This window comes from Streptomyces sp. ISL-1, assembly GCF_018614585.1.
Lineage (GTDB): Bacteria > Actinomycetota > Actinomycetes > Streptomycetales > Streptomycetaceae > Streptomyces > Streptomyces maoxianensis.
The window spans coordinates 1-22,631 of sequence record NZ_JAGGOI010000010.1 but is presented as its reverse complement, the minus strand read 5'-3'; the positions used below and the strand labels follow the sequence as shown (position 1 = coordinate 22,631).

At 70.5% G+C, this 22,631-nt stretch carries 19 protein-coding genes and 2 tRNA genes; 16 read left to right on the top strand and 5 right to left on the bottom strand.

All coding sequences use genetic code 11. From position 1 onward, the window contains the following. Window positions 1–44 precede the first annotated feature (44 nt). From J7E87_RS09250 to J7E87_RS09190, 13 genes are all read left to right on the top strand, one after another. Complete coding sequence (locus J7E87_RS09250) at window positions 45–1,118, top strand: ROK family transcriptional regulator (protein WP_308312883.1); 1,074 nt, start codon at window positions 45–47, stop codon at window positions 1,116–1,118. A 130-nt stretch (window positions 1,119–1,248) separates the two neighbouring features. Beyond that, window positions 1,249–2,382 (top strand): hypothetical protein, encoded by a 1,134-nt coding sequence (locus J7E87_RS09245; RefSeq protein WP_215091946.1) that lies wholly within the window; start codon window positions 1,249–1,251, stop codon window positions 2,380–2,382. A gap of 31 nt (window positions 2,383–2,413) precedes the next feature. After that, window positions 2,414–3,181, top strand: coding sequence for a GntR family transcriptional regulator (locus J7E87_RS09240; protein WP_215091944.1), 768 nt, complete (start codon window positions 2,414–2,416; stop codon window positions 3,179–3,181). Between the two features lie 147 nt (window positions 3,182–3,328). Then, complete coding sequence (locus J7E87_RS09235; RefSeq protein WP_215091943.1) at window positions 3,329–4,450, top strand: TIGR03364 family FAD-dependent oxidoreductase; 1,122 nt, start codon at window positions 3,329–3,331, stop codon at window positions 4,448–4,450. Between the two features lie 14 nt (window positions 4,451–4,464). After that, a complete protein-coding gene (locus J7E87_RS09230) occupies window positions 4,465–5,154 on the top strand; it encodes a phosphonatase-like hydrolase (protein WP_215091941.1) in 690 nt (229 codons plus the stop codon). Next, window positions 5,151–6,203: an ABC transporter ATP-binding protein gene (locus tag J7E87_RS09225; RefSeq protein ID WP_215091939.1), complete on the top strand. Its 1,053-nt coding sequence runs from the start codon at window positions 5,151–5,153 to the stop codon at window positions 6,201–6,203. Before J7E87_RS09230 ends, J7E87_RS09225 begins: the two co-directional genes overlap by 4 nt. A 307-nt stretch (window positions 6,204–6,510) precedes the next feature. Continuing rightward, on the top strand, window positions 6,511–7,422 hold the full coding sequence (locus J7E87_RS09220) for a 2-aminoethylphosphonate ABC transporter permease subunit (protein ID WP_374195155.1): 912 nt from the start codon (window positions 6,511–6,513) through the stop codon (window positions 7,420–7,422). Next, entirely contained in the window at window positions 7,409–8,206 is a 798-nt protein-coding gene (locus J7E87_RS09215) for an ABC transporter permease (RefSeq protein WP_215091937.1), read from the top strand. The genes J7E87_RS09220 and J7E87_RS09215 overlap by 14 nt, the downstream gene beginning before the upstream one ends. 24 nt (window positions 8,207–8,230) lie before the next feature. Beyond that, window positions 8,231–9,289, top strand: coding sequence for a 2-aminoethylphosphonate ABC transporter substrate-binding protein (locus J7E87_RS09210; RefSeq protein ID WP_215091935.1), 1,059 nt, complete (start codon window positions 8,231–8,233; stop codon window positions 9,287–9,289). Between the two features lie 121 nt (window positions 9,290–9,410). Further along, on the top strand, window positions 9,411–10,190 hold the full coding sequence (locus J7E87_RS09205) for an HAD-IIA family hydrolase (RefSeq protein ID WP_215091933.1): 780 nt from the start codon (window positions 9,411–9,413) through the stop codon (window positions 10,188–10,190). 93 nt (window positions 10,191–10,283) lie between these two features. Beyond that, entirely contained in the window at window positions 10,284–11,231 is a 948-nt protein-coding gene (locus J7E87_RS36410) for a hypothetical protein (protein ID WP_374195154.1), read from the top strand. A 1-nt stretch (window position 11,232) separates the two neighbouring features. After that, window positions 11,233–11,898: a class F sortase gene (locus J7E87_RS09195; protein WP_215091931.1), complete on the top strand. Its 666-nt coding sequence runs from the start codon at window positions 11,233–11,235 to the stop codon at window positions 11,896–11,898. Window positions 11,899–12,308: 410 nt separating this feature from the next. Next, window positions 12,309–13,316, top strand: coding sequence for a glycoside hydrolase family 6 protein (locus J7E87_RS09190; protein WP_215092135.1), 1,008 nt, complete (start codon window positions 12,309–12,311; stop codon window positions 13,314–13,316). 161 nt (window positions 13,317–13,477) lie between these two features. Here J7E87_RS09190 and J7E87_RS09185 read toward each other — a convergent pair whose 3' ends face one another. From J7E87_RS09185 to J7E87_RS09175, 3 genes are all read right to left on the bottom strand, one after another. After that, window positions 13,478–15,418 carry a kelch motif-containing protein gene (locus J7E87_RS09185; protein WP_215091930.1) on the bottom strand — a complete coding sequence of 647 codons (1,941 nt, stop codon included), beginning with the start codon at window positions 15,416–15,418 and terminating at the stop codon, window positions 13,478–13,480. Beyond that, window positions 15,415–17,331: a glycosyltransferase family 2 protein gene (locus tag J7E87_RS09180; RefSeq protein ID WP_215091928.1), complete on the bottom strand. Its 1,917-nt coding sequence runs from the start codon at window positions 17,329–17,331 to the stop codon at window positions 15,415–15,417. The genes J7E87_RS09185 and J7E87_RS09180 overlap by 4 nt, the downstream gene beginning before the upstream one ends. Before the next feature lie 395 nt (window positions 17,332–17,726). Further along, window positions 17,727–17,800: transfer RNA gene (locus J7E87_RS09175), tRNA-Lys, on the bottom strand. Between the two features lie 150 nt (window positions 17,801–17,950). Between J7E87_RS09175 and J7E87_RS09170 the strand changes: the two genes are divergently transcribed. From J7E87_RS09170 to J7E87_RS09160, 3 genes are all read left to right on the top strand, one after another. Next, on the top strand, window positions 17,951–19,513 hold the full coding sequence (locus J7E87_RS09170) for a peptidoglycan-binding protein (RefSeq protein ID WP_215091925.1): 1,563 nt from the start codon (window positions 17,951–17,953) through the stop codon (window positions 19,511–19,513). 146 nt (window positions 19,514–19,659) lie between these two features. Beyond that, window positions 19,660–20,835: an SPFH domain-containing protein gene (locus J7E87_RS36100; protein WP_215091923.1), complete on the top strand. Its 1,176-nt coding sequence runs from the start codon at window positions 19,660–19,662 to the stop codon at window positions 20,833–20,835. Between the two features lie 132 nt (window positions 20,836–20,967). Further along, window positions 20,968–21,555 carry a lytic polysaccharide monooxygenase gene (locus tag J7E87_RS09160; RefSeq protein ID WP_215091921.1) on the top strand — a complete coding sequence of 196 codons (588 nt, stop codon included), beginning with the start codon at window positions 20,968–20,970 and terminating at the stop codon, window positions 21,553–21,555. Window positions 21,556–21,708: 153 nt separating this feature from the next. On the opposite strand, the gene J7E87_RS09155 is transcribed toward J7E87_RS09160, so the two are convergent. Together J7E87_RS09155 and J7E87_RS09150 are read right to left on the bottom strand one after the other, a co-directional pair. Further along, window positions 21,709–21,782, bottom strand: a tRNA-Lys gene (locus J7E87_RS09155). Between the two features lie 61 nt (window positions 21,783–21,843). Then, entirely contained in the window at window positions 21,844–22,602 is a 759-nt protein-coding gene (locus tag J7E87_RS09150) for an IclR family transcriptional regulator (RefSeq protein ID WP_215091920.1), read from the bottom strand. Between the last annotated feature and the right edge of the window lie 29 nt (window positions 22,603–22,631).

Genomic DNA, 22,631 nt, shown 5'->3' with positions numbered 1-22,631 from the left:
AGCAACGCTGTTGCCAAAGTGCAAGCGCAGGTGACAATGGGTCTGTGAACAGAACCACCGGTGGAGCGAACCTGCCCGCGCTGCGCAGCCACAACGCGGCGCTGGTACTCGATCTGCTGCGTACGGCCGGGGAGGGCGGTATCAGCCGACTCGAACTCGCCGAGCGCACCGGGCTCACTCCGCAGGCGGTCAGCAAGATCACCGCGCGCCTGCGCGAGGCGGGCCTGGTGGCGGACGCGGGCCGTCGCGCGTCGACCGGCGGCAAGCCGCGCACGCTGCTGCGGCTGGTCCCGTCGGCGGGGCACGCGGTGGGCCTGCATCTGGACCGCGACGAGCTGACGACGGTCCTGCTGGACATGGCGGGCACGCTGGTTGCGGCGCACACCGTGCCGCTGGACCTGGGGGCCGGGGCGGATGCGGTGCTGGAGACGGCCGCGGCGGAGATCAAGGCGGTCCTGCCGGCCGGGAGCGTGCTCGGTGTCGGGGTTGCCATGCCGGGGCCGCTCGACCACGCCGCGGGCGTGACCCATCGCGTCACCGGGTTTCCCGAGTGGGAGGGGTTTCCGGTCCGGGACGCTCTCGGTGCGCGGCTCGGGTTGCCCGTCGTACTCGACAAGGACACCAACGCCGCCGCCCTGGGGCTCGCCCTGCGCGGGCCCGGCGACTCGTTCGCGTATCTCCATCTCGGTACGGGGCTGGGCGCGGGCCTCGTGCTCGGCGGGGCGCTGTACCGGGGCGCGCGCACCGGGGCGGGGGAGTTCGGGCATCAGGTCATCCAGCTCGACGGGCCCAAGTGCAACTGCGGCGGACGCGGCTGCATCGAGGCGCTCTGCCTCGCCGCGGTCAGGAGCGGCGACCTCGAGCGGGCCGCGAGTGTCCTTGGGACGGGCGCCGCGAACCTCGTCGAGCTGCTCGACATCGACCGGGTTCTGCTCGGCGGCCGGGCCGTCGTGGCGGCGGCCGAGCCGTTCGTACGGGGAGTCGGCGGGCGCGTCCGTATCCCCGTGACCCTCGCCGGAGGTGGCGCGCACATCGTGGCGGAGGGCGCCGCGCAGCTGGTGCTCGCGCCGGTGTTCGGCCGCGCCGAGGTGACACCTCCCGCACCGAAAATACGCTGATGGTGGGGAGTCGCGGGGCTGTTCGGCCCTAAGGAGAGCTGGAGCCGATGCCGTCGTGCGCACGCGGGGCGAGGCTTTTGGGGCACGGCCGGGTGATCCCCCGGCCGTAGGCGATCAGCAAAGGCCCCTCATGCGACTGCGCAATGCCCTCACCGTCGGCGTCACCGCAGCCACGATCGCGCCGGCGGTGCTCACCGCGTCGACGGCAACAGCCGCGATGTCTATGGAGACTGTGCGGGCGGCGGCCTCGGTGGCTGTGCGCCCAGCGGGCGGCGCGACACTTGCCGGTTCGGCGACGGTAGCTGCGACCACTCGGACGGGGGTCGCCCCAGCGGGTGGCGCGCTCACCGGCTCGGCGGCGGTAGCCGGGACCACTCGGACGGCGGTCGCTCCTGTGGCCGTGCGCCCTGCGGGCGGCGTGCTCACCGGTTCGGCGGCGATAGCCGGGACGACTCGGACGCTGGTCGCTCCCGTGGCAGTGCGCCCCGCGGCCGTATCCCCCGCCCCGCCCACCGACAAGCCCGCCGGGCCGTCCGCCGCCGCCACCCTCCCCGCCCCGACGGGGAAACGCCCCGCCGACCGGCAGCCCGCCTGCGGCAAGGCCCCCGACCGCGACTTCCCCATCGACACCCGCATCCACGGCGGCCCGCCCACCCATCACGCCGGCGGCGGCTTCGAGACGTGGTCCGTCGACCTCGCCAACATCACCGGCGAGGCATGCCAGAACATCCACCCCGTGATCATCATCACCGGACACGACCCCGGTCTCACCCCGGCCCGGATCACGCTGGAGTTCTACGACGACAAGGCCGCCCTCTGGCGCCCCGTCGCCCTGGAGACGACCGCCGAGGGCGAGGTCGTCGGCGTACTCGACGGCGACGGCCGATTCCCCGGCCTTGCCGTCCCGGCCCGTAAGTCCGTCACCGCCAAGGTCAGGTTCAGACTCGCCGCCGACGCCCCGCCCAACCAGGTCACGGTCAACGCCGCGGTAGTCCAGCGGCAGGGCGACGACGGCGACTGGGTCGGGGAGTCCGGCGACTACAGCTTCGCCGTCCTCGGCGCCGACGGCTCCGGCACCGAACCCTCCGGCATCGCCCCCTCCCGTACGGACGGCACCCGCACCGACGCCGGCGTCACCCCCGACGAGCTAGCCGGCACCGGCGACGGCTCCCTGATGCGCCTCGGCGGCGCCTTCGGCGCGGTCCTGCTGGGCGGCGGCGTTCTGCTGCTCGCGTCCCGGCGGCTGCGTACGGGCCGACGCTGAATCGTTCACATACGTCTGCGAGCATCCCCAGGTGGACTACCCGAACGACCAGGCGCCCGGCGCCCCTGTCCGCTCCGGCATTCCGGAGCACGGACGCATCCCCAAGTACTACGCCGTCAAGGCCCATATCTCGGTCCTGATCGAGGAGTTGGGCGAAGGGGGACTGCTGCCCACCGAGCGCGATCTCGCCGTACGGTACGAGGTCTCCCGCGAGACGGTGCGTCAGGCGCTGCGCGAACTCCTGCTGGAGGGCAGGCTGCGCCGCCAGGGCCGCGGCACGGTCGTCGCCGGCCCCAAGCTGGAGCAGCCGCTGTCGCTCGCCAGTTACACCGAGGGCGTACGCCGCCAGGGCCGCACGCCGGGCCGCTCGCTGATCAGCCTCGACCGGTTCCCCTGCTCCGACGCACTGGCCGCGGAGACAGGCGTGGAGCGCGGCGAGCCGGTGTGGCACATGGAGCGGGTGCTGCTCGCGGACGACGAACGCGTGGGTCTGGAGAGTACGTACGTCTCCGTGGCCCGGGTGCCACGGCTGGACGCCGACTTCGACCCGGACTCGTCCTTCTACGCGTATCTGCACGAGCGGCTCGGGATCGCGTTCGGCGACGCGGACGAGCGGATCGAGACGGTGCTGGCGACGCCGCGCGAGGCGCTGCTGATCGGGACGCCGCCGGCGCTGCCGATGCTGCTGATCCACCGCGTCTCGCGGGACACGGCGGGCAGGCCGCTGGAACGGGTCCGCACGCTCTTCCGCGGCGACCGCTTCAGCTTCTCCGCGCACCTGCTGGGCAACGGCGGCTGACGGCCGGCTCCAACTTCGCGACGCGCTCTGGACGCATCACGTTGATAACGAGAAGGTAACGGGTCTAGTCCAAGCTTGGGTGCTCGTTCACCATCCCGTTGCCGCCCGGATTCGTCCGGGCCACCACTCCCCAGGAGCGTTGCCGCCGTGAGAGTCATCGTCGTAGGAGCCGGCGTGGTGGGAACCATGCACGCCTGGCACGCAGTGGAACGCGGCCACGAGGTCGTCCAGATCGAGCGCGAGAGCGAGGCACGAGGCGCGAGCCTGCGTAATTTCGGCCAGATATGGGTCAGCGGCCGCGCGGGCGGCGAGGAGCTGGAGACCGCCCTGCGCGCCCGTGAGCTGTGGGAGTCCATCGGGGCGCGCGTTCCGGAGCTCGGCTTCCGGGCCATCGGCTCGCTCACTCCCGTACGAGGCGACCTGGAGCTCGCCGTCGCCGAGGCAGCCGTCGCCCGGCCCGACGCAGCCGCCCGCGGCTACAAGCTCGTCACCCCCGCCGAGGCGCGGCAGATCAACCCCGCCCTGCGTGGCGCCTTCACCGCCGCGCTCTGGTGCGAGCGGGACGCCGCCGTCGAGCCGCGCCCCGCCCAACTCGCCCTGAAGCAGGCCCTGCTGGCGTCCGGCCGGTACACCTACCTCGGCGGGCGCGAGGTCCGCGAGGTGACCGGTGAAGGATCCGTCCGCGACGACCACGGCGACGTACACACCGGCGACGCCGTCGTCCTGTGCCCGGGCGCATCGCTCTCCGGCCTCGTCCGCGAACTCGCCCCCGGCCTCCCCGTGCGCCGCGTACGCCTGCAGATGATGCAGACCGAGCCGCTCGGCGAGCCGCTCACCACCTCCGTCGCCGACGCCGACAGCTTCCGCTACTACCCGGCGTACGCCAGCGAGGCCCTGGACTTCCTCAACTCCGGGCAGCCGCAGACGCCGACCGCCGCCGCGCACAAGATGCAGCTGTTGATGGTGCAGCGCAGCGACGGCGGGCTGACCATCGGCGACACCCACGAGTACGAGCATCCCTTCGTCTTCGACACCCTCGAGGACCCCTACGAGCACGTCGCCGCGGTCGTCGAGTCCTTCCTCGGCAGGCCGCTGCCGAAGATCCGCCGGCGCTGGGCCGGGGTGTACGCGCAGTGCACCGACAAGAGCCGCGTCGTGCACCGGGAGCAGGTGCGCGACGGCGTCTGGCTGGTGACGGGGCCCGGCGGGCGCGGCATGACCTGCTCGCCCGCCATCGCCGAGACAACCGCGAACGAACTGGGCTGGTGAAGAAGTTGACGAGGATGACGACGATGAAGACGACCCGGGCGAACCTTGTCGTCCTGGACATGGCGGGAACGACGGTCGCCGACGGAGGACTTGTCGAGCAGGCCTTCGCGGCGGCCGCCCAGCGTCTGGGCGAGGACCCCGCCTCGATGATCGACTACGTCCGCGCCACGATGGGCGAGTCGAAGATCTCCGTCTTCCGGCATCTCTTCGGCGACGAGGCGAGGGCTCAGGCCGCGAACGCCGCGTTCGAGGAGGCGTACGGGGAGCTGGTCGACGGCGGGCTCATCGCGCCGTTACCCGGTGCGCGCGAAGCCGTCGACGAGCTGCGCGCGCAGGGCCGTACCGTCGTCCTGACCACTGGTTTCGCCCGCGCCACCCAGGACGCGATCCTCGACGCGCTCGGCTGGCGCGACCTGGTGGACCTCACCCTCTGCCCGGCCGACGCCGGGGGGCGCGGCCGCCCCTACCCCGACATGGTGCTAGCGGCCTTCCTGCGCACCGGCGCGGTGGACGGCGTCCAGCAGATCGCGGTGGCGGGGGACACCTCGTACGACATGCTCAGCGGCGTACGGGCCGGGGCGGGGATCGTCGCGGGGGTGCTCACCGGCGCGCACGACGAGCAGCAGCTTCAGACTCACGGCGCGACCCATGTGCTCGGCTCCGTCGCCCAGTTGCCTGGGCTGCTGGCCGGGGCGGACCGATGACCAGCGGCATCCGCTTCGAGAACGTCTCCGTCGCGTACGGCAGGAGCGTCGTCCTGGACTCCCTCGACCTCACCGTCGAGCCGGGCGAGGTGATGGCGCTGCTCGGGCCGTCCGGATCGGGGAAGACCACCGCGCTGCGGGCCGTCGCCGGTTTTGTGCAGCCCGTCTCCGGGCGGGTGTTCATCGGCGACCGCGATGTCACAGGGCTGCCGCCGCACCGGCGAGGGATCGGGATGGTGGTCCAGCAGTACGCGCTCTTCCCGCACATGCGGGTCGAGGAGAACGTGGCGTTCGGGCTCCGCGCGCAGAAGGCGCCGAAGCGGGGGATAGCGGCGCGGGTCGCCGAGGCGCTCGAGATGACGGGGATGGCGGCGTACGCGCGCCGCTATCCGCGCGAGCTGTCCGGCGGGCAGCAGCAGCGCGTCGCGATCGCGCGGGCGCTCGCCATCAGGCCCGGCGTGCTGCTCCTCGATGAGCCGCTGTCGGCGCTGGACGCGCAGCTGCGCTCCGGGATGCTGGCGGAACTGGCGCGGCTGCACCGCGAGTTGCCGGACGTCTCGATCCTGTACGTCACGCACGACCAGGTCGAGGCGCTGACGCTGGCGGACCGGATCGCGGTGATGGACAGGGCGCGGCTGCGGGACTGCGGTACGCCGCAGGAGCTGTACCGGCGGCCGCGTACGGAATTCACGGCGTCCTTCGTCGGCAACGCGAACCTCCTCCCGGTGACGGTCGGTTCGGGTTCCGTGTCCTTCGCCGGGGCGGACCTGAAGGTCCCCACGGCCGAGGTCCCGCCCGGCGCGAGCGCGACGCTGTGCGTACGCCCGCATCTGATCGGCCTCGGGGACGGCCCGAACGCGCTGCGCGGCACGATCGCCGAGATCCAGTGGCGGGGCTCCACCCACCGGCTGTACGTGGACGTGGACGGCCACCGCCTGAAGGCGGACGTCCGCGAACTGCGGGAGACGCCGGCACTTGGCGCGGAGGTGACGGTGCACTTCGCACCGGAGGACGCGGTGCTGCTGGCCGCGGGGGTGTCCGATGCCTGACGCGGGCCCGGCGACCCCGGCGACCCCCGCGGGCCCGGCGACCCCGGCGCACCGGGCCTCGGGCACCACGCCCGCGGATCCCGTGGCGGGCGGCCCCGGCCCGGACGACCCGCCGCCCCAACCGACCGGACCGGAGGCCGGAACGCCGGGGCCCGGCGTGGACGGTTCCTTGTCGTCGACGACTGCCGGTAGCCCGGGCTCGTCGTCTTCGTCTGCCGGTGGCCTGCGGCCCCCGGGGCGGCCGGAGACCGTCGTTGGCGGTGCCCCGACGGCCGGTGGCTCCCGGCCCCCGGAGCAACCGGACGCCGTGACTGTCTCGCCGCCGGCGACCGTCGGCGGCACACACACCCCCGAGCGGCCGGGGGCCGTCCTCGGCGACCCGCCGCCCGTCGGGCGGGCGCACGTCCACCCGCGTGGCCCTCACGTGCCCCGCTTCGTCTGGGCTCTTCCCCCCGTCGCCGTCCTCGGGCTCGTCTTTCTCTATCCGCTCGCCCTCGTCGTCCAGGAGTCCCTCGCCCCCGGCGCCTACGCCGGCGTCTTCGCCTCCGAGGCCTTCCGGGACGCCCTGACCACCACTGTCTGGCTCGCCGTCGGGTCCACCGTCGGTTGTCTTGTCCTCGGGTTCACGCTCGCCCTCGTCATCGCCTTCGTGCCGTTCCCCGGCGGCAAGGCCGTCGCCAAGTTCATCGACGTCTTCCTCTCCTTCCCCTCCTTCCTGATCACGCTCGCCCTGCTGTTCATCTACGGCACCGTCGGGATGGCCAACGGCGTGTGGACGGACGTCACCGGCGCGGCCGAAGGCCCGTTCCACTTCCTCACCACCCCCTGGGGCGTACTCCTCGCGGAGATCACGTACTTCACGCCCTTCGTGATGCGCCCCCTCCTCGCCGCCTTCTCACAGCTCGACACCGCCCAGATCGAGGTCGCCTCCTCGCTCGGCGCGCGGCCCGCCCGGATCGTGCGGCGGGTGATCCTGCCCGAGGCGCTGCCCGCCCTCGCCGCCGGCGGCAGCCTCGTCCTCGTCATGTGCCTCAACGAGTTCGGCATCGTCCTGTTCACCGGGGCCAAGGGCGTCACCACCCTGCCGATGCTCGTCTACGGCAAGGCGATCCTCGAGTCCGACTACCCGGCCGCCTGCGTCGTCGCCGTCGTCAACATCGCGATCTCCGTGGGTCTCTACAGCCTCTACCGGATGGTGAGCCGCCGTGTTGGTGCATAGCCGCAAGGGGAAGTGGACCGTCTGGGCACTCTTCTTCGTCCTCTTCCTGCCGCTCTTCGCGCTGCCGCTCCTCGTCATCGTCACGGCGTCGTTCTCGACGAACTGGTCCGGCGCCTTCCCCTCCGGACCGACCGCCGAGCACTACAGCGCGGCGGTACGCGGCGAGTCCCTGCAGGCCCTCACCACCAGTCTGATCACCGCCGTCACCGCCAGCCTGCTCGCCCTCACCGTCGGCAGCTGGGCCGCCCTCGCGGCCGCCTCGCTCAAAAAACGCGGCCGCCGCGCGCTCGACGCGCTGTTCATGCTGCCCGTCGCCGTCCCCTCGGTCGTCGTCGGCCTGGCGATCCTCGTCGCCTTCTCCAAGCCGCCGATGCTGCTCAACGGCACCCGCTGGATCGTGATCCTGGCGCACACCGTTCTTGTCACGGCGTTCGCCCACCAGTCGGTCGCCGCTGCCATCGTCCGACTCGACCCGATGTACGAGCAGGCGGCGGCGAGCCTCGGCGCCCGCCCCTCGTACGTCCTGTTCCGGGTGAGGCTCCCGCTCCTGCTGCCGTCCCTGAACGCGGCCGCCGGGCTCTGCTTCGCCCTGTCCATGGGCGAGTTGAGCGCCACGATGATGCTCTATCCCCCTGACTGGATGCCGCTGCCGGTGCAGATCTTCACCGCCACCGACCGCGGGTCCTTGTTCACCGGCTCGGCCGTCGCGGTCGTCCTGATGGGCACGACGCTGCTCGTGCTCCTCGCCGTGTCCCGTATCCGCACCAAAGCCTCTTACCGCTGATCACCTCTGGGAGTGCACAACGCCATGTCCAGCTACCTCAAGCCGATCGCCGCCGTCACCGGCAGCCTCGTCCTCGCCGCGTCCCTCACCGCCTGCGGCGGCTCCTCCGCCGCCTCCGACGAGAAGGTCGTCACCGTCTACAGCGCCGACGGCCTCAAGGGCGAGAACGGCGACGGCTGGTACGACCAGCTCTTCAAGGACTTCGAGAAGGAGACCGGCATCAAGGTGAAGTACGTGGAGGGCGGCTCCGGCGAGATGGTGCAGCGCGCCGTCCGCGAGAAGTCCAACACCCAGGCCGATGTGCTCGTCACCCTCCCGCCCTTCATCCAGCAGGCCGACTCCAAGGGGCTGCTCCAGTCGTACGAGCCCCAGGGCGCCGACAAGGTCAACGGCGCCGACAAGTCCGGTGACGGCAAGTGGACCTCTGTCGTCAACAACTACTTCGGCTTCGTCTACAACAAGAAGGAGCTGAAGACGGCTCCCCGGACCTGGGAGGAGCTGCTGGACGCGAAGTACAAGGACAAGCTGCAGTACTCCACGCCCGGTGTCGCGGGCGACGGCACCGCCGTCGTCATCAAGGCCATGCACGACTTCGGCGGCAAGGAGCCGGCGATGGCCTATCTGAAGAAGCTCCAGGCCAACAATGTCGGCCCGTCCCCCTCCACCTCCAAGCTCGCGCCCAAGGTCGACAAGGGCGAGATCCTGGTCGCCAACGGTGACGTGCAGATGAACTTCGCGCAGTCCAAGTCCATGCCCAACCTCGGCATCTGGTTCCCGGCGAAGGACGGCGGCAAGCCCACCACCTTCGCGCTGCCGTACGCCGCGGGGCTCGTCAACAAGGCCCCGCACACCGAGAACGGCAGGAAGCTGCTCGACTACATGCTCAGCGAGAAGGCCCAGAAGCAGGTCAGCGCGGTCGGCGGCGGCTTCTCCGCCCGTACGGACGTCAAGGCCACCGACGCCAACGCCATCGAGCTGGCCAAGCTGATCGAGGGCGTCGAGGTCTTCGAGCCGGACTGGAAGGACATCGACACCAACCTCCAGTCGTACGTCGAAGCCTGGAAGTCCGCGACGGGCAGCTGACCCGGTCCCGTCACCGACGGGGTCAAGATCAGCGCAGCCTGACTAGGCTGGGGACGCCGGAGACCCACAGAGCCGTGCCTCCGGCGTCCCCAGCACACTGCGTATGGCAGGAGTCCATCTGATGGCAGAGCGCAAGCCGATCGAATCCTGGCTCACCGACATGGATGGTGTCCTGATCCACGAGGGCGTGCCGATCCCGGGCGCCGACGCCTTCATCAAGAGGCTGCGGGAGACCGAGAAGCCGTTCCTGGTGCTGACCAACAACTCCATTTACACCGCTCGTGACCTGCACGCACGGCTGGCCCGGATGGGTCTGGACGTGCCGGTGCAGAACATCTGGACCTCGGCGCTCGCCACCGCGCAGTTCCTGGACGACCAGCGTCCCGGCGGCACGGCGTACGTCATCGGCGAGGCGGGTCTGACCACGGCGCTGCACGACATCGGCTACGTCCTGACCGACCTCGACCCGGACTATGTGGTCCTCGGCGAGACCCGTACGTACAGCTTCGAGGCGCTCACCAAGGCGATCCGGCTGATCAACGCCGGGGCCCGGTTCATCTGCACCAACCCCGACGAGACCGGCCCCTCCGCCGAGGGCCCGCTGCCCGCCACCGGCTCGGTCGCCGCGCTGATCACCAAGGCGACCGGCAGGGAACCGTACTTCGCGGGGAAGCCGAACCCTCTGATGATGCGGACCGGGCTGAACGCCATCGGCGCGCACTCCGAGACCAGCGCGATGATCGGCGACCGGATGGACACCGACGTCCTGGCCGGACTGGAAGCGGGTATGGAGACCTTCCTGGTGCTCACCGGGCTCACCGGCCCCGACGACATCGACCGGCATCCCTTCCGGCCCTCCACCGTCGTCGACTCGATCGCGGATCTCGTCGACCGCATCTGAGCACGTCAGAGGGCCCGATCGGACTACTGAACCGCTCCTGCGGATGCGAAAACGGCCCGGACGCGTGAATCTTTCCGTATCAGGAGGTTCACGATGAGTTCAGGCTTCATCACTCTCCGTGCCGCAGGGGTGGCTGTCGTACTCGTCCTGGCGCCCGCTGCCACGGCCGCGTATGCCGCCGACTCCGTGAAGGTCACGGTCGTCCCGGCCACGGTCGCGCCCGGCGGCGAGGTGGAGGTCCGCGTCTCGGGCTGCACGGGCATGACCGGGGGCGCCAGGTCCCAGGGGTTCGTCGCGAACGCCGCGCTCGCGAGCCGCAATGGCGCGGGCACCCAGTTGTTCGGCGAGACGACCGTGAAGACTTCCGTGAAGCCCGGTACGTACGACATCGGTGTCACCTGTGACGGCCGAGAGCACGCGGGATCGGCCCGAGTCCAGGTCGTCAGCTCCCAGCCGACGGAGGAGCCGACGAAGCGGGCGGAACGTCCGGCGGAGCGCCCGGACCAGGCGACCAAGCGGCCGGACCAGCCGACGAAGCGGGCGGAGCGCCCGGACCAGGCGACCAAGCGTCCGGAGGAGCCGACCAAGCGTCCGGAGGAGCCGAAGAAGCGGGCGGAGGAGCCGAAGAAGCGGGCGGAGCGTCCGGCGGAGCGGCCGGACCAGCCGACGAAGCGGGCGGAGGAGCCGAAGAAGCGGCCGGAGCGTCCGGAGCAGCCCACCAAGCGGGCGGACCGCCCGGCGGATCGGCCTGATCATTCGACCAAGCGGCCGGACCATCCGACGGAGCAGTCGGACCATTCGACGGACGAGTCGGACGAGGCCGCGGAGGAGCCGTACGAGCCGGCCGACGACTCGACGCCCTACGCCCCGGTCCGCGCGGGCGGCGGCGGTACGGCCGCCCTCGCGGCCGATGGTCCGGCGCACTCGGCCGATGCCGGCCCCAGCATCCCGCACGCCGTGATCGGCCTGGTCCTCGCGGGCGTGGCAGCGGTCGCCGTGGCTTTCCGCAGCTCACGGCGGCGCCGATCGGATTCGGACTGACATGCCCTCCACTGATCGCCCGGCGGGGTCCGGCCGGCTGCTCACCGGAGTGGCCTGGGCGGTACTCCTGCTCGCGCTCTGGCTCTGGGGCCGCGGGATGACCGGCCCCGGCGGAAGCTCCGCACCCACCACCGGCGACGTGGCCGCGGTCGGCCGGCCGCTGGGCGTGGAGCTGCCGCCCGCCCATGATCCGCTGGCCCCGGTGAAGCCGGACCAGGTGGACATCCCGTCGATAGGGATCAACGCTCCGGTCGTCCCCCGCGCCCTGGACGCCACGGGCGCCGTGGATCCGCCGCCGTACACCATGCCGCATGCGGTCGGCTGGTACGACAGGGGTACGCAGCCGGGCGCGGCGGGCACGGCGCTGCTGGTGGGCCATGTCGACACCGAGACGAAGCCGGCCGTGTTCTACGCGCTGAGCGCGGCCCGGCCGGGCGAGAAGGTCCTGGTGACCAGGGCCGACGGCTCGGTCGCCGAGTTCACCATCGACGATGTCCAGGTCATCGGCCGGGACCGGTTCGACCCGCAGAAGGTCTACGGCCCGCGCGAGGACGGGCGCGCGGAGCTGCGGCTGATCACCTGCGGCGGCACCTTCGACCGTGCGGCCCGCGCGTACACCGCCAATGTGGTCGTGTCCGCCTACCTGACCGGAGTCACCAAGGACTAGCGGGTGTTGTGCGTCGTCGCAGGGGCGCTGTCCGCAACCTGACCCGGCCGACGACATGCTCCCCCCGGAGCCGCCGGCCGGGCCGGGTCCTCAACCGCGGGTGCTCGGGCTGCGGGAGAAGCCCGACGCCGGCGCGGGAGGTGCGGGAAGATCCGGTTGCGGTCCCGCCGGGGGCGGGGCGGTTTGCCGGACACTCTAGAGCCGCGAACGGGCCGGGCCCAGAGGATGAGTGACGCCATGTCGCGAAGTCGTCGCCTTCCGTCCGGTCCGCTCCCGTCCGCCCTCTTCCACAGCCCCGCCCGGCGCGCTGTCACAGCCTGTCCACGGTGCTCCCGGAGAGGCTCGTGACCGTCCGTCAGTGTGTGCCACGATGGATTCGACCTGACTTGTCCGGCTGCAAGGGGGAGTGGATGTACGGCAGTTGGTCCGGCCGACGTGCCAGGGCGGGGGCGGTCGCGGCGGGCGCGGTGCTGTTGCTCGCCGGTTGTTCATCCGACGACGGCAAGGACGAGAAACCAGCGGTGAGCCGACAGCCCGGGGGGGATGATCCGTACTGGGTCAATCCCGAGGGCAACGCCGCCAGGCAGGCCGCCGCCTACCGCAAGGACGGCGACGACAAGAACGCCGAACTGATCAAGAAGATCGCCGATCGGCCGGTCGGCGAGTGGATCGGCCCGGACAATCCCCGGGCAGAGGCCAAGGGCTACACCGAGGCGGCCGCCAAGGCCGACCGGGACGCGCTGTTGGTGCTCTACAACATCCCGCACCGCGACTGCGGACAGTTCTCCAAGGGCGGCGCGGCCGACGGCAACGCCTATCGTGCCTGGGTCGACCAGGTCGCGGCGGGCATCGGCGACAGGCGGGCCACGGTGATCCTGGAGCCGGACGCGGTGTTGCATCTGGTGGACTCCTGCACCCCGCAGGAGTTCCACGAGGAGCGGTTCGACCTGCTCAAGGGCGCTGTTGAGCGGCTGAAGCGGCAGCCGAACACCAAGGTGTACCTGGACGCGGGGAATGCCGGCTGGTCCCAGCCCGACGCGCTCTTCGATCCGCTCCGGCGGGCGGGCATCGACAAGGCGGACGGCTTCGCCGTCAATGTCTCCAACTTCTATCCGACCGCCGCGAGCAAGGAGTTCGGGCAGAAGCTCTCCGCGAAGGTCGGCGGCAAGCACTTCGTCATCGACACCAGCCGCAACGGCAACGGCCCGTACACCGGCGGCGATCCGAAGGAGAACTGGTGCAATCCGCCGGGCCGCGCGCTCGGCGAGGCGCCGACCACTCAGACGGGTGCCCCGCTGGTCGACGCGTATCTGTGGGTCAAGCGGCCGGGGGAGTCGGACGGGGAGTGCCGGGGTGGTCCGCGGGCGGGGGAGTGGTGGCCCGAGTACGCGCTGGGGCTGGCCCGCGCCACGAAGTAGGAGACGGTGCACGGCGGTTGGGGGGCGCCTGCGGCGGGCCCCCGGGGCTCCGCCCCGGACCCCGCGCCTCAATCGCCGGCGGGGCTCGGGTTGGCTCGGCCCCGGACCCGCTTCCTCAGTCGCCGTGCGGGGCCGACGTTGACACTGTCCGACCCAACGTTCTAGGGGACCTCGACCCAGACACCCTCGGACGGAGTCCCCTTGTCGTCCGTCACGAAGAGCATGTACCAGCCGGACGGCACCAGCGCCCGGTTCTCCGGCACAGTGACCCGGATGCCGTCCGCCGTCCTCCTCATGCCGAGCGCGACGGAGCGCTGATCGGTGTCGGTGACATGCGTGACGGCGCTCGGCCGCAGCAGCTTGGCCGACTTCACCGCGCCGCCCGTCCTCACCTTGAACGTGCCGCTCTCCCCGCGCCCGATCGACTTCGGGCCGCCGCTCACCTCGGGCCTGGAGCCCCGGTAGCGATACGGCGGGGTGTAGATCTCGATGCGCTGCTCGAAGACGCCCGGCTTGGTGTCGGCGTCGTCCGCGAACAGCGAGTCCGAGCCGAAGATCATGACGCGGCCGTCCGGGAGCAGCACCGAGCCCGAGTGATAGTTGCGCCCCACCCGGGGGTCGGCCACCCGTTTGTACGTGCCGGACCTCGGGTCGTACGTACGCGCCTGGAGGACGTTGGAACCGCCGCGCCCCCGGTAGTCCGACGAGCCTCCGGTGACCAGGACGGAGTCGTCCGGCAGCAGCGAGGCGCTCGGATAGCGGGTGCCTTGCTGCAGCGAAGCGCCGTCCCTGAAGCGGGGATTGTTCTCCCTGAGGTCCACCAGACGGGACTTCTCGCTGGACTTCTCGGATTCGCCGACCCCGCCGCCGCCGATGACCATGAACCGCTGGTCCTGGGCGGGCGGCAGCATGACCGTCGCGGAGGTCTCCATCCTGTCGGGGTCGCTCAGCCCGGGGATCTTGTCGAACTTGTTCGTCGTCAGGTCCCAGACACCGGGCTCACGGCCTACGTCGGCCGGTCCGTATCCGGCGTTGGAGCCGGAGTAGAAGAGCTTGCCGTTGTCCATCAGGAAGATCGCCGGGTAGGTGGGGAACTTCCGGATGATCCCGGTGTACTTCCAGGTCCTGGTCCTCGGGTCGTAGATCTCGTCTTTGCCGGGGACGATCTGCCCGATCTCGTCGAGGCCGGAGAGCGAGAGGACCTTGCCGTCCTTGAGGGTGGTCAGCGTGGGATACCAGCGGGCCTCGTTCATCGGGTCGACGGTGATGTACTTCTCCGCCACCGGGTCGAACTCGTAAGCCTCCTTGATGCCCTGGAAGTCCTTCTTGTCGAGCGCGAGCTTCTGCGCGATGCCGTAGACATTGCGGGCGTCGGAGCCCTTCAGGCCCTGCACCCGGTAGTTGTCCTCGGTGCCGGTCTCGTACTCCTTGCCCGACTGCTCGGCCTCGACGTAGATCCGGCCGAGCCCCGCCTTCGTCCGCAGGAACCTGCCGGTGTTCCTGTCGAAGATCTTCTTCGCCTTCTCCACCAGGACGGGGTCCCTTGAGACAAAGGTCCTGCCGTTCTTCTTGCCGGTGAACCTGGTGCCCGCGGGCAGTGTCCTGGGCTCGTCCGGATTCTCGTTGTGGACGATCATCAGGCCGCCGGCCTTGGTCACATCGCCCTTGAGCTTCTCGTACCGCTTGGTGCCGCCCGCGACGAGGAGCTTCCCGTCGGGCAACTGGGTGTGCCCGGCGCAGAACATGTCCTTCGGCGTGGGGATCTTCTTGAACTCATCGGTCTCCGGGTCCCACAGCACCGACTCGAACTTCTTCGCGTCGAAGTTCTCCTGGTCGTTGCCCGATCCGGCGATCAGCAGCACCTTGCCGGTGTGCAGCAGGGCCGCGTGGATGGTGTTGATCCGGTACTCGGAGGGGACGTCGAGATAGTCCCAATGGCCGTTCGAGGCCTTGTAGTCCGGCTGGTTGATCTTGAAGTCGTGGTACTTCTCCGAGCCGAACCGCCACATCGCGGGCCCGTTGAACGCGGTCAGCGCCGCCACCACCGCCGCGACTGTCGCGACGCGGCGGGCGCGGCGGCGGCTGGGAGGGTAGGAGTTCACTTCTTGAGTCCCCCAAGGGCGGTCTGCATGGTCCGTTCGGCAGCGTCGCCCTGCCGCTGCTGCGGCACATGGGCCTGGGGGTGGCCGGCCGGCGGCGGCCTGTCGGCCTCCCGCTCGCCGCGCTTCTCCGCGCGGATGCCGTGCCGCCAGGCGACGATGGGCGCCGCCGTGATCAGCAGCGCCAGCGTGGCCCAGGTGATCATCGCCGGATGGTCGTGGCCGAAGCAGAAGGAGGAGCCGAGCGATCCGCCGAAGACGAGCATGAAGAAGAGGTGGATCCGGAAGGTGCCGAAGAGGGTGTCCGGACTGGACGAGTCGCCCTTGGGTGTCACGACGAACGAGCTCTTGCGGCGCAGTACGGCGTCCAGCAGCGAGCGTGCGTAGACCGGCGCCGAGAGCGCGGACATCATCATGCCCGCGAGTCCGCCGGAGCCCTCGGGCTCGTGCGGCGAGACATTGTGGCGGCGGTTCCAGACGTAGAGGCCGATCTGGAGGGCCGAGGCGTTGCCGTACAGCATCATCCAGATCACCGGGTCGATCTGCACACCCGAGGCGCCCACGCCCAGGAACAGCGCGCAACTCAGCGCGGCCAGGATCCAGTTGAGGGCCGACATCGGATAGAAGATGATCATCATCGTGTAGTTGAAGAGCTTGCCCGGCGGCAGCGAGTAGAAGCCCTTCCAGTACTGCTTGATGATCGTCTCGTACGTACCGCGGGACCAGCGCAGCTGCTGGGTGAAGAAGTCGGTCCAGGCGGTCGGCCCCTCGCCGACGGCGAGCACGTCCGGGGTGTAGACCGAGCGCCACTTGTTGCCGGACTCGGGGTTGCGGGCGCGGTGCATCTCGAAGCCGGTGGCCATGTCCTCGGTGATCGAGTCGTACAGACCGCCGATCTGCTTGATCGCCTTGATCCGCACGGCGTTGGAGGTGCCGACGAACATGGGCGCGCCGTACCGGTTGCCCGCGCGCTGGATCAGGGCGTGGAAGAGGAACTGCTGCGACTCGGCGGCCTTGGTGACGAACGTGTCGTAATTGCCGTACACCTGCGGGCCGATGACGAAGCCCACGTCCGGGTCGCGGAAGTAACCGAGCATCCGCTCCAGGTAGTTGGGCAGCGGGACATGGTCGGTGTCGACGGAGGCGAAGAAGTCGTAGTCGGCGCCGTGCGCCTGGAGCCAGGCGTTGTAGTTGCCGTGCTTGGTCCTGGCCCGGTGCGCGCCCTTGGCCTGGTTCCAGTGCGGGACACCCTTGCGGGAGAAGTGGTGGACGCCGAGGCGCGCGCAGACCGCCTTGACGTCGGGGTCGTCGCCCTCGTCGAGCAGCCAGACGTGCATCAGCCCGCGGTGCCGGAGCTTGACGGCCGCCTCCAGGGTCCTTGTCACCATCTCCAGGGGCTCCTTGCCCGGTACGAAGGAGGTGAGGAAGGCGACCTTGGTGCCGGTCTCGGGCACCACAGGGACGGGGTCACGCGCGACGAGCGTCGCGTGCGCGTTGGACAGGACGTTCATGGTGCGGAAGAGCTCGATCAGGCCGATCGAGACGAGCATGACGATGTCGAGGACGAGCAGTGTGTCGTTCTTGAGGTTCGGGTCGCGCTCGGTCCAGTGCTGGGGCTGCATCAGCCAGGCGAACAGGCCCAGTGACACCAGCGGTGCCGCGCAGAGCAGCAGTGCGGCCCGGATGCGGTGGGGCTCCTGCGAGAGCAGCGAGCGGTACTGGACGGTGTACGGCTTGGCCGGGTCGGGCTTGGTGAGAGGTCCGGCGAGCCGACTGTAATGCTCGTAGTCGTACCGGGACAGCGCCTTCTCGGGGCGCGGCCGGTGGCCGCCGGTGCGCAGATGCGCGGGTATCGGGAGTTGAACCGTCAGGGAAGGGTTGTCGGCCTGCCGGGCGCCACGTCGCGTCGACGTCATGAGTCATCCCCCCGCACGCATGCTGTCTGCGTGTGATGTGGTCGGTCGGTCCGTCCTGGCCGCGGTCCCCCTGGAGCCGCTGCCGCGGACGCATCAGTTGCGGGCCGGCATCCCTACAGACACGGAACGCATCGCTGCCGGTTGCAGCGATTCCGCGTAGTTCACAAACACCCCCAACTGCGCGTAACGGATGCCCTATTGGTGGCATTGGCCCCCAGACAGGTTCTCCGACCCCCGCTGTGACCGCAAGGGTGAAACGGGGACGTAATCGGTCAAAAGAGCGATTTACCAGACCCTTGCCGAAGGGGTGTGCGGGAGTGCGGGGCGGCGGGCGGAAATCACCGCGGAAACGGCCGAGGCCCCCTCACCTGTGGTGAGGGGGCCTCGGCTCTGCGTGCGCCGCCAGGGACTCGAACCCCGGACCCGCTGATTAAGAGTCAGCTGCTCTAACCAACTGAGCTAGCGGCGCCTGCTGACCTGGAGAAGTTTACCGGACGGCGACGCGTGCTCCTGACCATTATCTGATCGTTCCGGCCTGTCGGATCCTCTTTTATTACCTTCATAACGTCAAAATGTGCCAAGACGGGACAGTTGGGATATTACTGCGAAGGGTTTACGCATGACCGTGCCGGTATTCGAGGAGTTCGAGCCTGCCGCCGACTGCGACTGCGCCGGGTGCGCCCAGCAGCGACGGGCTCTTGCCGCCGGAGGGCACCCCACGGCGCACGGCTGCCGCCGCGCGCTCGTTCTGTTCACAGCGGCGGGCATGGTGCTCGGTGGCGGGGGGACGGGCGTGGCCGCCGCGGCCGGCCTTCCGGCGGGGCACGCGCGCCCGCACGCCATCGCCGACACGCCGGCCCCCGTTCCAACGACGGCCGAGTCCCCGGCCGCGCGCACCACCGCTTCCGAGGCCACTGTCCCGGCGCGCACGACCGCCGACAACGTTGCGCCCGCGTCCACCGCCGCTTCCGGGGCTGCCGTCGCGCCCACGCCCGGCGCCGCCGACCCGGAGCCGGCCACCGAGCAGGGAGGCGCCGAGCCGCTGCACGGCGGGCCGCTTGCCGGTTCCGCGGGCACGCAGGGCACGGCGCCCACTCAGCTCCGCAAGATGACCCGGGCCCAGATCATCAACCGCGCCAAGCGATGGGTGACCGCCAAGGTCCCGTACAGCATGGAGAAGTACTGGTCCGACGGGTACCGCCAGGACTGCTCGGGCTATGTCTCGATGGCCTGGAATCTGGCCGGCAACGAGTGGACCGGCAGCCTCGCGTCATTCGCCACCAGGATCACGCGCGAGGAGCTGCAGCCCGGCGACATCCTGCTCTTCCACAACCCGGACAATCCGACCAAGGGTTCGCACGTCACGATCTTCGGCGGCTGGACCGACTACACGCACGACTACTACATCGCGTACGAGCAGACGAAGCCGCACACCCGTAAACAGGCCACGCCCACGGGGTACTGGACCAACGCCGACCGGTATCTGCCCTACCGCTACAAGGGCCTCACCACGAGCGACACCGAGAGCACGACCGCAACCGCGACCGGGTCTGCCACCGCGACCGGGTCTGCCACCGAAGCCGCGAGTGGGACCGCCGCCGCAGCCGCCGCGAGCGCATTGGCGTCCGCCGGCACCTATCCGGGTCTGACCGCCTTCGGCCCCGGAGCGAGTAACGCGTACATCGCCCAGCTCGCCGAGATGCTCGCCGCGCACGTCAGTGAGCATTTCCGCCCCACGGGGCCCGTGCAGCAGTGGGGCGAGTCGCACCGGCTGGCCACCCGGGCCTTCCAGCTAGCCCAGGGCTGGAGCGGCAAGGAGGCGGACGGGCTGCCGGGACCGGAGACCTGGCGGCGGCTGGCGGCCCAGCAGGGCGGGAACATCCCGGCCGCGGCCGCTTCCAGCGGCACGAGGGCGGCTGCTCCCGGCGCCACTGGGGCGGCGGCGCCGAAGTATCCGGGGCGCGAGTTCTTCAGGCCCGGCCAGTCCAACGAGTACGTCACCCAGCTCGGCCGGCAGCTGGTGAAGCGCGGCTTCGGCAAGTACTACACATCGACCCCCGTGCCGGGCTGGAGCGAGGAGGACCGGCGCAATGTCGAGGCATTCCAGCGGGCCCAGGGCTGGCGCGGCGGCGCGGCCGACGGCTTTCCCGGGCCCGAGACCTGGCGGCGGCTCTTCGCCTGAGCCCCCGGCGCCCCGGGGGCGCTCGTCGGCATGACGGATCCACGGAGCGACGGCATGACGGAACGAACGCCGGAGGCAGCAGCCGGACCCCCGGCCGAAAGCAGGCCGGCGGAGCTGAACAGACCACTCTCGCGAGGTGAATCGCAGTGAACCCCACGACGTCGGAACCGGACGGCGGCGCGCCGTCCGACATCCCGCGGCGCACCCCCGTCATCGCCCAGGAGGTGACGACCGAAATCCCGGTGCATCTCCTCTTCCGTGACGACGACTCCCAGCCCGTCGCCCTGCGCCCCGCCGTCGTGGCGCGGCGGCAGGGCACCGGCGAGCAGCCGAAGATCGGGGTCCGCAGACCCGCGCCGGCCCGCCCCCTCCCGCAGCGGTCCGCTCCGCCGGCCGACCCCTACCTGGCTGAGCGGGCCGCGCCCGCGCTGCCCGGCTGGACCGGGGCGGTCGCCGGGGCGTGTTCGCTCGCCGGGATCGGCGCGCTGCTGTGGGGTGCCGGGGCGCTGCCCGGCCGGCTGACCAGGATGCTCGGGCTGACCTCGTACCCGTACCACGGCATCGGGATCGGCCTGTGGTGTCTGCTCACGCTCGGCGTGATGCTCGCGCTCTTCGCCTTCGGCGGGCTCGGGCGCGGCCACGTCGGATACGCCTGGGTGCTCACCCTCTGCGGCGACTACGGCGGGACCGTGCGGCGCAGCGGACTGGTGTGGGTGAGCCCGCTGATGCTGCGCCGCCGGGTCGACGTAAGGCTGCGGCACTGGCGCAGCGATCCGATGCCCGTCACCGACGCGGACGGCACCGCGCTGCGCGTCGTCGTGGTCGTGGTGTGGCGGGTCGAGGACACCGCCCGGGCGGTGCTCGGCGTCGAGGACCACGAGGCCTATCTGAACCAGCAGGTCGAGGCGGCGATGGCGCGGGTGGTCTCGCAGCTGCCGGCCGACGCGCTTCACGAGGACGTTCCCCCTGGCTCCGCCGGGGGGACGCCCACGCTGCGCGACGCCGAGGCGCTCGGTGACGCACTGACCCGGATGGTGTGGGCGGAGTGTGTGCCGGCGGGGATCGAGGTCTTCTCGGCGCAGCCGACGGTGATCGAGTACGGGCCGGAGGTGGCGTCCGCGATGCAGCGCCGGCGGATCGCGGCGATCGACGCCAAGCAGCGGGACAGCGTGCTCACCTCGGTGGTGGACGCGGTGGACGACACGGTGAACCGGCTGACCGCGCGCGGGCTCGTCGAGCTCGACGACTACGAGCGCAAGGCTCTGGTCAGGGACCTCACCGTCGCCTTCTGCACCGGGCGCTCCGGGGCCGCGGAGGGATAGCTATTGGTCTGGACATGGTGAACTCGCGTCAATACATTGGGACTTGGTCTAGACCGGAATGAGTACTCCCGCACAACAGGCACGCGTGCAGCACGGCTCACAGAACACCCCCACGTTCTCCTGGAGCGAAGCATGCGCAAGAAGATAAGTGCGGCCGTGGTCGGCCTCGTCGTGGCGGGCACCACCGTGCTCGCCAGCGGCAGCGCCACCAGCCACGGCTACACCGAGTCCCCCATCAGCCGCCAGAAGCTCTGTGCCAAAGGTACGGTCACCAACTGCGGCCCCATCCAGTGGGAACCGCAGAGCGTCGAGGGCCCCAAGGGCTTCCCGGGCGCGGGTCCCGCTGACGGAAGGATCTGCGCGGGCGGCCTCGGCCAGTTCGCGCAGCTCGACGATCCGCGCGGCGGGGCATGGCCCACCACCAAGGTCTCGTCGGGCCAGAACTACACGTTCAGCTGGCGCTTCACGGCCAGGCACCGGACGACCGACTTCAAGTACTTCATCACCAAGAGCGGCTGGAATCCCAACCAGCCGCTGACCAGGGCGGCGCTCGAGTCGCAGCCGTTCCTGACCGTCCCGTACGGCGGCAACCAGCCGCCGGAAACCCTGTCCCACTCCGGCAATCTCCCGCAGCGTTCGGGGAGGCATCTGATCCTGGCGGTGTGGACCGTGCATGACACGGGGAACGCCTTCTACGCCTGCTCGGACGTCCAGTTCTGACAGATGGAGAGCTGTAGGGCGATGCCAGGACGATGACCGTGGCGGGACTCTTACGGCTCGGCTCGGCGCGGCGGCTCTGGCCGGGGCCGCCGTGGCAAGCGCGGCAGGCGCACGAAAAAGCCCCTCGCTCCCGCGAGGGGCTTTTCCCGTCTGTGCGCCGCCAGGGACTCGAACCCCGGACCCGCTGATTAAGAGTCAGCTGCTCTAACCAACTGAGCTAGCGGCGCCTGCCGACTCGAAAATACTACCTGGTCCGCAGCGGTGCTCGTGACACCCGCCGACGCCCGGCTAGATCGCCAGCGACAGCACCACCGGGGCCGCCTTGCGGTTCAGCGTGTCCGCCGCCGCGCGCAGCCGGTGGGCATGCTCGATCGGGAGCGAGAGCGCCAGGCATCCCACCGCCGAGCCCGCCGTAAGCGGGACCGCGGCGCAGACCGTGCCCACCGCGTACTCCTGGAGGTCCAGGATCGGGACCGTCGGGGGCTGGCTGTCCAGCTTGGAGAAGAGCAGCTTCTCGCTGGTGATCGTCCGCGAGGTGAGGCGGGCGATCTTGTGGCGGGAGAGGTGGTCACGCCGGCCGTTCCGGTCCAGCTGGGTCAGCAGGCATTTGCCGACCGCGCTGGCGTGTGCGGCCGAGCGGAAGTCGACCCACTCGTTGACCTTGGGGGCGCGTGGACCGTCGGCGTACTGCGTGATCTTGACCTCGCCGTCGATGTACCGGCTGATGTAGACCGCGGCACCGACCGAGTCCCGCAGCTCGGTGAGCGTCTCCTGGATCTTCGCCTCCAGCGCCTGCTGGCGGGTGACCCCTGAGCCGAGAAGGATCAGAGAGTCGCCGATCACATAGGCGCCGTCCGCGACCTGCTCCACATAGCCCTCGCGGCGCAGCATCGACAGCATGGGAGCCAGGTGGCCGGTCGGCAGACCCGTCTCGCGTGCGATCTGGACGTCGGTGACACCGCCACCGTGCTTCGAGATCGTCTCCAGGACACGCAAGACATATTGCACCGAGTGGAACGGCGCGGTCGGCTCGGGCTTCAGCGCCACGGTTTCCCCCTAGGGCCTGTATCGAAAGC

Coding starts and splice junctions, on each gene's coding strand:
- J7E87_RS09180 (WP_215091928.1), bottom strand. CDS start 17,331: ATGACGTCGACGCGACGTGGCGCCCGGCAGGCCGACAACCCTTCCCTG.
- J7E87_RS09225 (WP_215091939.1), top strand. CDS start 5,151: ATGACCAGCGGCATCCGCTTCGAGAACGTCTCCGTCGCGTACGGCAGG.
- J7E87_RS09210 (WP_215091935.1), top strand. CDS start 8,231: ATGTCCAGCTACCTCAAGCCGATCGCCGCCGTCACCGGCAGCCTCGTC.
- J7E87_RS09190 (WP_215092135.1), top strand. CDS start 12,309: ATGTACGGCAGTTGGTCCGGCCGACGTGCCAGGGCGGGGGCGGTCGCG.
- J7E87_RS09170 (WP_215091925.1), top strand. CDS start 17,951: ATGACCGTGCCGGTATTCGAGGAGTTCGAGCCTGCCGCCGACTGCGAC.
- J7E87_RS09205 (WP_215091933.1), top strand. CDS start 9,411: ATGGCAGAGCGCAAGCCGATCGAATCCTGGCTCACCGACATGGATGGT.
- J7E87_RS09160 (WP_215091921.1), top strand. CDS start 20,968: ATGCGCAAGAAGATAAGTGCGGCCGTGGTCGGCCTCGTCGTGGCGGGC.
- J7E87_RS36410 (WP_374195154.1), top strand. CDS start 10,284: ATGAGTTCAGGCTTCATCACTCTCCGTGCCGCAGGGGTGGCTGTCGTA.
- J7E87_RS09230 (WP_215091941.1), top strand. CDS start 4,465: ATGACGACGATGAAGACGACCCGGGCGAACCTTGTCGTCCTGGACATG.
- J7E87_RS09195 (WP_215091931.1), top strand. CDS start 11,233: ATGCCCTCCACTGATCGCCCGGCGGGGTCCGGCCGGCTGCTCACCGGA.
- J7E87_RS09245 (WP_215091946.1), top strand. CDS start 1,249: ATGCGACTGCGCAATGCCCTCACCGTCGGCGTCACCGCAGCCACGATC.